The sequence below is a fragment of the Pseudomonas sp. RGM 3321 genome (assembly GCF_022836805.1).
In the GTDB taxonomy this organism is placed as follows: domain Bacteria; phylum Pseudomonadota; class Gammaproteobacteria; order Pseudomonadales; family Pseudomonadaceae; genus Aquipseudomonas.
In genome coordinates this window covers 1-10,600 of record NZ_JALHBH010000094.1, presented here as the reverse complement: position 1 = coordinate 10,600, position 10,600 = coordinate 1, and the positions used below count along the sequence as shown (strand labels likewise).

The window sequence follows — 10,600 nt, the reverse complement described above, 5'->3', positions numbered from 1 at the left end:
CATAACACGGGTGCCCAAACATAGGCGTGCATCAACGCCGAGCTGCCAGGACGGGAATACCGGAAGATAGGGGCTCAAACATCAAAATATTGTCCAGACGCCGTTGGTTTTTTGTGGCGCATTGCAGCGCTTGTCAGCCATAGGGTAGGGCGGGTTATATGGGGATAACAATGTCGTCATGACAATATGTAGAATTATTAATGTCGTGTTCAGCGTTCATTTAGGTAATCGCAGACAGACAGCTTGAGTTCAGCTTGGCCATGCTAATTGTGGAAGTTTGTAAGTGATGTTACGTATGACAACGCCATTGGAATTTAATGAAGCTTTCATGACCAGAGTGCGAATTTATATGGCTGGGTGCAGGCGGTGCTGCTTGAGTGCCTGGATGCTAAGGTCGGGGTGATTGGGCCTGTGTGGCGGTAGGTTGCCTTGCGGCTGTCATACTGTGTGCCTGACAGTTTGCTCAGATCAGTTGGCGGAGCGAACGGAGGCGTGGGGGATCAGGCGTTATCTGGTTATTCATATAACTCAACTAAATGTCTGTTTAGTTGAGTTATATTGAATGTATGCCCATTGTATAAGTCTAAATAGGCGAGGGTTGCCGTGCCAAGCCTCCACACTGCCATATTTATCACCTATTAGCTCATCAGGCTACAGGGCGGGTATCGGCAGAGCTGTTAAATGCCTTTCATACACTTGCGTACATCATCGTCTATAACGTTGCCTGGCTTGATGCAGTCCCTTAGCGGCTTTTCGTCTTGCATGTCTTCAAACTCAGCTTTGGCTCGGTTCCGACACTGTTTGTTTACAGCCTTGCCCAGCGGCGATGTGTCGCCTTTGTATGACTCGCATGTCGCTGCATTGGCAGCTTTTTGCATCTGCACGACCATTGGCAGGGTCGCGGGATCTACAGCCCATGCTGGTGAGCTTATACAGGCAATCAAAGTTGCTATTGTCCGTTTCATCATCAGTCCTTGATTTCAGGTCTAACGGGCGCTGGTACCGTCGGGCCAACACTTTACCGCAAAACGCTTTGAATTTGAGTGCTGACTTGGGTTACTGATTCGATGTGATCCGCGCGCAATGGCTCGGTCCGTCATTGATCGTTTCAAGCTGGTGATTACGACATGTTGCAGTTCACGCTGCACTTGGACAGATACTGAAGTGTGAGGGGCTTCGATGTTCACGTTTTTGAAATAGACAGGAGGCAGTTTTCGGGCTTCAAATCTGATAGCCAGGGCTCACCAAGGGCGCATGCTTTAATGCGCATAATGTATATTATGTTAAATTGTATCTATTTGTAACTGCTATCAGTGTGTCACCAGTGAGTAAAAACCGTGGTTTGCCTCGAATTACCAGAGTCCAACCAAATCAACGAGTTCCTCGCCCTACCTCCTGTGCCTTCGAGATTTTCCTTGGCTCTCGTCAGCGATTCCTCAGATTTGAAAACAAGACTTCTAATCCTCACCTCAAAGGCACCAACTATTTCCGCTTAAGCCTCGCCTGACACTCGCCAATGCGATCTTTGTCGTCCTGAACACTTGAGTGTAGGCTTTCTATGAGGAACTGGCTGACCGTTCAGCGCCCACTCCGTCATGAGTCCCAACGATGAATCCCCGTGACGTTTTTAGGCCCGCTGCACTGACCCGGTTGACCCGGTTGACCTGGTTGCCATGACTTGGTTACTTGGCTAACCCAGCAGACCCGGTTGCTCACTTCCCGCTTACCTCAAGCGGTCAACGTGTTCGCATAGGACTTGTAATCCATGGCTGAGCCCACAGTTCCTTATCCTCTGTTCCCACCCTTGGGTTTACTCAACGACCATGCCCACGTTGAGCAGCCCATAAACCTGGAAGTTCGGCGCCGCTTGGAGTTAGTTCCCGAGCATCTGAATGCGCTGAAAGCCTGGCAAACTGGCATGGGCTTTCTTATGAAGCAATCTCGACGGTCTGGATTCCAAGACCGTCACTACAAGATGCTTTGCCCGATCATAGAGTCGATGATGCACTGGAGTTGGTCAATCCGAGGGATAGCCTTGGCTGATTGGGACAGCGCCGACGCAAGAGCTTTTGATGATCCAGGGCTGAGCTCTAAACACCATCGGAACTGGTTCCTTACGCATGGACGGGAGTATTTCGCTTTTACTGATTCGCTTCTCACTGACGCAGGTACCGGAACTGGAAATCCTTTTCGGGACTTATCACCTAAAGACTTCGAAGCCCGCACAGAAAATCGCCGGACAATACTCACGTCGGAGCAACTCTCCGACCTGATGGAGATTACTGAGTCGCTTGCAAACTACAGTGAGAAATTGGAACCGTTTTTGTTCATCGTCGCAGCGGCCGTCCACTCGGACATTCCTATGCGGGCGCTCACTGCCACACAGACCATCAAGCCCACTTTCTCTTACTTCAAACCCCGAGACTTCCAAGTATCCGATCCAGTCCAAAGCCAGCCAAAAACTGAATTTGCCAGCTCTTACTTGGCGTCACGGCTGGCATTTGCCAAGGGCCCAGGCTTCTTCGAGAGTCCGCTTTACCTTGGTCGCCGGTTCCACCTTTCTGCTCCATTCCAGCCCTACTTCCAGCGCTATGCGCAATTTAGACACCAGCATGATCCATTGCTGAGTGCGCATAGCTACCTGCTTCCTTTGATGCACGGCATTGATGCTTATGGCTACGGCAGCCTCATCGAAAAGTTCAGCGAGTTTACCGCCAGCATCTTACAAGACCTCCGCGCTAGGCCTGCATCAGCTAGGATGCACTGGAAAGGTTCGGACAAGCTTGACCCCAGTGCTTCACTGACATTTGCCGAGCTGCGTGAATCGGCAAAGCGCGCAGGCCTCATTCCCAAGGGCTTCGTCTCGCAGGATGTCGGGGCTAACGACAATGTTTGGCCAGATATTGGAATTCGCCAAGACATATCAAAATCCCACTGGTTTCAGACTCACTGAGGTGTACAGGGTAGATTGTCAAAGCTTGGTAACCGAAGCGACTGGTTCGCCTCCTAGCCTGCTTTCCGAGCTTTGGCCTAGCCCCCTCCTCTACGTCGGCCGTAATGATGGATCATTGAGGCGCGCGCCCACAGGGTCGCTGGCGTGCACGTAGCTTTTGATTGGCGTCTCAGAACGCACAACCAAAACCATTCGCGGATCACAACCGCTTCAGCAGCGAATCCAGCTTCCTCTTAACCCCAATCTTTGGGTTCAAGCGCAGAGCTTCCTCATAACACCCGATAGCCTCGCGACCTTGACCAAGCGCCTCATGGGCCAACCCTTGCACCTTCAACGCTGTCGGCTTCCAAGCTGGATTATCGTCCGCCCCCAACACTCGAGATCCAATCACCGCGGCCAGAATCCTCTCCAATTCAGACGTGGAGCATCCAACCTTCAGCATGGCCTCGGCAGTTAGAATGACGTCCGTATAGTTGGTCGAGCTCAGCATGGCTTCATCTGCGGCGTCCTCATCCACCAGAGCCCCGTCAGCCCCGTAACGGTACTCGCCTCCGCCTGAGACCTTGACCACCAGTTGCCGCGACTTCTCATCAAACCCGATGTGCTCGCCGGCACGCTGCGGCGTGACCGCGAAAAGCTCCACGCCTTCTTTGAGGTCATACAAAGCGAGCTTACGCCCATCCTCAGTCGGGCTGTTTGCGGTGAGGCAATACGCCAGGAGGCCATTGCGAGAAATTCCACTCTGCAGAATATTTGCGCTCAGCACCTTGGTGATTACCGGTAGACCCTGAGAAGTGAAGACGTGAAATGTGCCGGACAGCGCGCTCCCGAAGTGCCAGTCTTCCAGGCAGAAGCTGCCGTTGTCCGCGACTGCGCCGTTGTTCGGACGGGGCATTCTGGCATCGACCAAAACAGCATTGTTGGCGACATCAATAAGGACATACCTGCCGTCACCTTCCTCGCGGTGCCCGCCACGCCGTCCATCCGGCGTCGAATCCTTCCAGGAGATCGCCCACGCCTTCTTAGGTGAGTATTTATAGAGCCCGTAGTAATCGCGGGCTGGCACGGTAAGCAGTCCACCTTCGAATTCAAAGCTGTCGCGGCCGCCTGGATTCTTCGGCGGGGATTCAACGCGTACAGCTTTACGCTTCCCAAACAACCAGTCCAACATGCCCATCGCTGCCCGCTCCCCTTGGCAATGGCCTGAATACAATGTTCAGTAAACATAGCTTGCATGATGAAACAACCTCATGCCTGTACGGTGGGATAATCCGTGTCTGCCTCTTTGCCTAAGCGCGGCGCGCCAGTACGACCGCCAGCCGCCAAGTGTTAAGATGTGGCGAACTGCCAGCGGAGCTGGCCAACAAGATAATGAAGTAAAGGGATGTCAGTATGATCAGACGGTTTCGGCTGGAGCAGAAGTCGCTTTACGAGAAACTGGTCATTGCTCAGCGCTTGTCGGACATGTTGGAAAAATTCCTCGACGGGCGTCGGGCTCCGCTAGAAATTGGTGCTGAGCAAGGCGGTATCGAAGAGTGGGATGATGTTGTAATCGTCCATTCACGAGATTCATTCGAGCACCTGCAAATCAAGCGCCAGAGCACGCCCTTCTGCACCAAAGACCCCGATATGCGGGTATATCTGGCCAAACTCGCAGAGAAGAGACTCGCCCGCGAAAAGAGCAAAGCCGCCAAAGCTGCTAAAGCCGCCAAGGGTGGCAAGGCTGCCTCCGTACCCCTCGTTACGGAAAAGCCTGTTACGGACAAGCCTATTGCTACGGATGATGATATTGGTGCGGACGAAGCTGTTGCCACACTGGTTGCCGTAGACGATCCCGCAAATGCTGACGATGCTGCTGACGCGGCCAAGGATAGCCTTTCCGTTCTTGATTCGGCCTTTTCAAGCTTAGCCAGGCACGCTCGCGCCGGCACATTTGCCCAATTGCCTGAACGTCGATTTCAGCTGACGCTTTTAGGGGCACACCTAAGCATCAAGGACAAGCTGACCGTTAACCATCTGGACGAGCTGTGTAAGCTGTGCCGCCAGATAGGACTCAATCCCGACGACTTGGCGAAGCGTGTCGACGGGCCGACAACCCGGGCTCATCTCTGGCTTACGACCTGGTGTGGCTTTGAAGATTGGACGCAGATCATCGACACCCTCAAGCGTGTCACGGTCGTCTGCGTGGGGAACGACGCGACATTACAGCAGCGCTCAGTCGAATCCCTGGGCAGGCATTTCACCAATCCGGAACGCGCCCTCGAACAGCTTATTTCGGTGATCACCGCCGAGGTCTCTGACGTTTCGGCCCTGGGGTGTCATGCGATTATCCATGAGCTCAGAGACGAGCTTCGCCCCGATATCGAAACTTGGGCTCAATACCTGCTAGGGGATGAAGTCCAACCTTCCGGCAAGACCTGGTCGTTTTCTGGCACCCATGATCTCGGTGCGCTCTCCCCCCGAACAGCCCAGGGTGTCGTGAATCACCTTTGGGGCAGTGCACCAGGGAATCGGAAGCTTAGGGTGTATGCACCGTACTCGCCTCCCATAGGAGCGAACCTTACGCTTCCATCCGCAATATTGAGAATGGCGCTGCATCTGCCACACGGCAGTCAAAGCCTGATGCAGGGCGCGCAAACCTGGCGCACCAATGTTGGCCATGAAGTCGGGCACACCCTCGGTTGCGCCGAGAGCGACCTCAAAGATCTCTCGTGGATGGATAACACTGAGGCGCTCGTGAGCTCCCTGGATCATGAGTTCAAGACCCTGAGTGCTGCTCGAGCGGAAGCTGTAGCGCTCGCAAGTGCCATGGACGACTTGGTGTGGCAACGGCTAACTCAAAGTGTTTCTGCAAAGCTAAACGCCGTAAAAGATTCTGACCTTGCTGATGCCATGGAAGCGATTTGGCTAGAGTGGTTGGACGGATTCACGAAGAATCCGGAGAGCCGTCGTCAATTTCTGGAGCAGCTTCTATACCCGGAGACGGAAGGAAAAAATGCTAGCCACGCACTTCGCCTTGGCCCTCGCACCGTAGACCTGCTGGTTAGCGCCGTCGAACTGCTTTTGCTGGTCGCCGTAGGGGTTGGAGGTGCAGGCACCGCTTGGAAGCATTTCCCGGAGTTTGGGGAGGTTCTGAGTATTGCCCTCAAGTACTGGTCTGGCCCGGCAACTGGAGCTCCTGAAGTCCGTGAGATATCCGACGATCTGTTGATCAACGTTATCGGCCCGTCCCCTGCTCCAGTCGTGATCCTGTCTGGCGTCAGCACTCCCCCTTCAGAACTCTTGAATACAGGTATGGCTGACGATGCAGAGTCGGCCACCAGCATGGCTGCAGAACGCCGACCACATCTGCTCGTGACCCGCTCTGGCGTATTCAACCAGTTGCGCTTCGGCACGCTGGCCACAGTGCGGCAACACTTTAGTAAACAATTGCAAGATCGACTGGTGGCGCGCCAGTCCGCCATCGACACGAACACGAAAGGAATCTGACATGCTAACAATCTCGGAGATGGTGGAAGCCATCTCGAACCGTGCCGAAGGTCGCTATGAGGTCGCCTATCCGGACTCGGTGGAACTGCCATCGCCGTTGGCTGAGATCGCGAGCGCAGGGATGCAGCTGAAACGGGTTAATCAGGAAGGTGCGGGCTGGCGGACTGTCTTGATCGCCGCCCTTCCCTACGACGTGTCTAAAATCCAGGGAGCGTTTCGGTGGGCGGCAGATGTCCGTGACATGCTCCCGGAGCCGCAAACTGCTGACCTCTACATGTTCATGCTCATTGAGGGTGTTGCGTCTGAGGACGCTGCTCGGCTCGAGACGGACGACCGCTTCTGCAGAAAGGTAGTCGTCAGAGAGGGCGAAGACGCCGGTTCCTTTCTCGACCGCAGCTTCCTTGCGACACTTTCGATTCCCGGTAGCTCCGACAGCATTAGTGACCCATTGTCAGCTTCCCTCAGCGCCCTCGTCCTGGCGCATACGTGGGTCAAGCCGCATCGCGATGAATGGCGCGAGCTCCTGCTTTCCGGCAAATCGGGTGGCGAAATTGCTGAGGCCCTTAGGATCTCGGCGTTTGGCGAGGAGGACGAGAAATGAATCAATTAAAGTCCATAACGCTCTCGAACATCCGCCGGTTTGGCGCCGAAACGAAGATTGAGCTCAGCCGCGGGGCCACGATCTTGCTCGCCCCCAATGGCACTGGGAAAACCGCGATCTTCGAAGCGGTTGAGTTCGCATTGACGGGCAAGATCTCTCGCCTCGACGGAAACCTCGTCCCAATCATCCGAGACTCTCAATCCATGGCTCGAGTGAGCCTTGATTTCGGTGATCTGCAAGCCAGCGCTCAAGTCAACAAAAGTGGGGACGTTGAGACAACGGGTGATCTGAGCCTTCTATTCCCCTCGAAAGATCCTGCCGACATACCCTTTCTGCTCAGGCTCACCCACCTGCTTGATCAGCGCGAGGGTGAATGGCTGGTCAAGGCAGATCCAAAGGTCGCGGGCTCCCAGTTGGAACGGTTGCCGATTGGCAAAGACGGCAGCCAGGTAAGCTCTGCTCTCGCGAGCATCCGGCGGGCGCTCACAGAGCAGATCAAGCAAGCGAAAGCGTCGCTGGATTCGCTCGAAGCCGAGTTTGCAGAATGGCAAAGCCTGAGCCTTGACCGAGACCAGGCGGCTGTCCAAACCCAAGGGGCGCTGCGCAGCAGGGAAAGCATTGCTGAGTCGATATCGGACATTGCTCAACAGGCGCAAAGCCTCGACCAATTGCCCTCCGGGCTGCTCGTACCTCCATTGGGCCAAGATGGATTGGAGACGGTGCATGATGCACTGGAGCAACTGGTTCAAAACAAGCTCGAGCGACTTCGTGAACAGATCAAGGAATTGGCTGAGGTCGACGGGCTCATAGGCCGGTTTGTGTCTGAACAAGCTCGTTCAGAGCAGCTCAGTACCGAGTTCCTCTCCGCGACGCAGGAACTGAACCAGAAGAGAGAACATCGCTCGGTGGCCGTGGCAGCTCTTGAGCAGCTACAACGAGAGTTGGTCGCTGCAGAAACTGAACGCGACACGATTGCTCAGCAACTCAATCGGTACGTGAATGAGACCAACGCCAAGGAGACGGTTGAGCAACGCCAGCAGGTTCTGAAGACAACCGACGACGCCCTAACCATCGCTGAATCGCAAGCTTCTACGGCGCGCAGAATGCACGAAGGACACGAGCAGCTCGGTGTTCAACATGACCTGATCAATGGTCAGCGCAAGACGCTGCTGCAAATAGACTCCGACCTCCTCACAGCTCAAGAACTCCTGGATCGCTGGGAGCTGACTCTTCAGCGAGTTGCAGAAGTTACCGGCACCATCAGCGGCGAAGCAGCACATGAAGAGCTTCTCAGCGAACAGCTTCGTGTCGCGCTAGAGGCCAGAGCGACCGCTGAGGAAGAAGATCAGGCCGCCAAGGGCCATCATGAAAATCTGACATCTGCGGCTGACTCAATACGCCAAGCTGTTGCAGCCATCGCGGCCCATTTGCCTCCCGACCGCGGTGATTGCCCGCTGTGTGGCGAAGAACATGGCGCGGTCGGCTTACATGAGCGTGTCGCCAAGGCGCTAGCGGCTATCGACCCGAATATCGTCGAAGCCGAACGGCGTGTAAAAAGGGCCGCGGATGTTCTCCGAGAATCTACTGAGGCAGTGACGAACGCTGAAGCAGAACTCAGAGCATGTCAGTACAGGATTATTGACCTAGAGTCGCAGCAGGGATACCTGACAGCCGATATCGTCGAGATCAGCTTGAACAATCTGCTCGGCGGCGACACGGTTCCCTTGGCGAAAGAGTCCATCCGGCTTCGCGTTGATGCCAATGCCGCTGCGAAGCTTCAACTGGACGATAAACAGCGCAACCTCGCTCCGCGGGTAAGCTCAGAAGTCTTTGAGCAGACCAGGAATGAATACGACTCCGCTGTTCGCGCAGTGGACTCCGCGCGGCAGGCCCGTTCAGAGGCCAGTAGCCGGCTGGAGCAAGCGACTGCGGCGTTGGCAGCGATCACCGCAGACGCCCCGCCAGCTCAATCCTTGGAAGATCTGTCTACCGCGCAGAACCAGACCGCCAATCAGCTCGTTGAGTTAGGTGCCAAGATAATTGCCGAACAGACTGCCTTGGATCGTCAGCAGGCCCAACTGACCGATGCCACGATCGCTGCAGCTGGTTTGGAAACACAGCTGTCTGAAGCGCAAGCACGATTGGCTACCATCAGGGCGTCCTGGCGTCAGCTCTCACTCGCCGGCGATCCCACAGCCGCGGTTGCGAGCAGCCATGAGGCTCAGTTGCAGTCCACCAGCACTGAGCTAACTAGGCACTCGGAAACGCTTCAGACCATCAAGATCGAGATCGGAGCGTGGAGCAAGATAGAGCAGGCCCGGCTCGCTCAGGGGCTTCTTGATCGCCGGCGCGGCGAGCGGTCGGAGGATGAGTTCTCGACCCACCTGAATCAACAGGTCGAATCGAAGCGCACGGGCGTGCAGCGCCTATCGCAATTGTCTGCAGCGATGGAGTCGCTCAACCGGTCCCTTTCCTCCGAAATCGCGAACGTCCAGAAAAACGTTCAGGCAGTGATGCCTCGGTGGCAAGCATTGCTCAAACGCGTGGTCAGGGAGCAAAGGTTTACCGGGACGAATCTGAGTTTCCGAAGCTCCTATCAAAAGGCACGTGCTGAGGTATCTGTGCCACTCCACGGGGGGTTAGCCCCAGTACCCTCGATAGCCAGTGAGGCTCAACTGACGGATCTGCAACTGACGTTCCTGCTTTCAATGGCCTTGGAACATCAGTGGTCTCCGTGGCGCGGGCTCCTCCTTGATGATCCCACACAGCATCACGATCTGGTGCATGCCGCGTCCGTCTTTGATGTGCTTCGCGACTACATCATTAATCATGATTTCCAAGTGGTCATCGCGACGCACGATGCCCTTCAGGCCCGCTACTTCATGCGCAAACTGCAGAATGATGGAATCGACGCACGCATATGGTCACTTGTTCCGACCCCTGAGGGCGTAACCGCGGTGGAAACCCCTTGGCCGGGTAGAAGCCAGATCACGATTGACGAGCAGTCACCACCGGCGCTCGACGATGTGTGAGTACTAGATAGGATCTGAAGGCTGCAGCGACTGTGCCGGGTGTTGATCCGGCACGGTCAAATAATAACGACGCTCTCTGCTGCAATTCGGGCTTGCCGCGACCCAACCATTGCCTCTTAGCCTCATAACTCACCATTCACAACAGCGCGAACGGCTCGCTTTTCCTTGAATCAATAACCTTTTTAAATTGGTTGCTCCGGCTTTCGCTCCATAGGCATCATGGAATGAAACAACAATAAGACGCTATCCATGTCCCAGCACCCGATCACATTCCTCATAGGCGATCGCAGTAAAGCGATTGGGGTAGCTGAGTAATGCCTCTGAACTAAGGATTACTGATGAGATTTGCGGCTGGTGTTCAACGACCAGAAGCATTCAACGGCGCACTGGCTAGCATGGTCTGACCTTGCCCCTGAAAAACGTATCCCTTGCCAGGTGCCTCAATAGCCGCAAGGATACGACATGACTAAGCTCAAGACAGACCGCGTTAAATACACCCTCGAGTTCAAGCTTGAGGCCGTGCGA

6 protein-coding genes are annotated in these 10,600 nt (G+C 55.0%); 4 read left to right on the top strand and 2 right to left on the bottom strand.

The window, feature by feature from the left end:
* Nucleotides 1–677 precede the first annotated feature (677 nt).
* Entirely contained in the window at nt 678–968 is a 291-nt protein-coding gene (locus RGM3321_RS05420; RefSeq protein WP_244391900.1) for a hypothetical protein, read from the bottom strand.
* 797 nt (nt 969–1,765) lie between these two features.
* Between RGM3321_RS05420 and RGM3321_RS05415 the strand changes: the two genes are divergently transcribed.
* Entirely contained in the window at nt 1,766–2,953 is a 1,188-nt protein-coding gene (locus RGM3321_RS05415) for a hypothetical protein (protein WP_244391899.1), read from the top strand.
* A gap of 199 nt (nt 2,954–3,152) precedes the next feature.
* Here the strand turns inward: RGM3321_RS05415 and RGM3321_RS05410 are convergent, their stop codons facing one another.
* Entirely contained in the window at nt 3,153–4,130 is a 978-nt protein-coding gene (locus RGM3321_RS05410) for a tetratricopeptide repeat protein (protein ID WP_244391898.1), read from the bottom strand.
* A gap of 215 nt (nt 4,131–4,345) precedes the next feature.
* Here RGM3321_RS05410 and RGM3321_RS05405 point away from each other — a divergent pair, with 215 nt between their 5' ends.
* The 3 genes from RGM3321_RS05405 to RGM3321_RS05395 are packed head-to-tail and all read left to right on the top strand — an operon-like array spanning nt 4,346 to nt 10,075.
* The gene (locus RGM3321_RS05405) at nt 4,346–6,442 is read left to right on the top strand and encodes an ABC-three component system protein (RefSeq protein WP_244391897.1); all 2,097 of its coding nucleotides are present in this window, start codon (nt 4,346–4,348) and stop codon (nt 6,440–6,442) included.
* Between the two features lies 1 nt (nt 6,443).
* Nucleotides 6,444–7,043 (top strand): ABC-three component system middle component 1, encoded by a 600-nt coding sequence (locus RGM3321_RS05400; RefSeq protein ID WP_005886847.1) that lies wholly within the window; start codon nt 6,444–6,446, stop codon nt 7,041–7,043.
* Complete coding sequence (locus RGM3321_RS05395) at nt 7,040–10,075, top strand: AAA family ATPase (protein ID WP_244391896.1); 3,036 nt, start codon at nt 7,040–7,042, stop codon at nt 10,073–10,075. The genes RGM3321_RS05400 and RGM3321_RS05395 overlap by 4 nt, the downstream gene beginning before the upstream one ends.
* Nucleotides 10,076–10,600 lie beyond the last annotated feature (525 nt).

What these genes read in the sequence shown, in the direction of transcription:
- RGM3321_RS05405 (WP_244391897.1), top strand. Translation starts at nt 4,346, where the DNA reads ATGATCAGACGGTTTCGGCTGGAGCAGAAGTCGCTTTACGAGAAACTG.
- RGM3321_RS05415 (WP_244391899.1), top strand. Translation starts at nt 1,766, where the DNA reads ATGGCTGAGCCCACAGTTCCTTATCCTCTGTTCCCACCCTTGGGTTTA.
- RGM3321_RS05395 (WP_244391896.1), top strand. Translation starts at nt 7,040, where the DNA reads ATGAATCAATTAAAGTCCATAACGCTCTCGAACATCCGCCGGTTTGGC.
- RGM3321_RS05410 (WP_244391898.1), bottom strand. Translation starts at nt 4,130, where the DNA reads ATGGGCATGTTGGACTGGTTGTTTGGGAAGCGTAAAGCTGTACGCGTT.
- RGM3321_RS05400 (WP_005886847.1), top strand. Translation starts at nt 6,444, where the DNA reads ATGCTAACAATCTCGGAGATGGTGGAAGCCATCTCGAACCGTGCCGAA.
- RGM3321_RS05420 (WP_244391900.1), bottom strand. Translation starts at nt 968, where the DNA reads ATGATGAAACGGACAATAGCAACTTTGATTGCCTGTATAAGCTCACCA.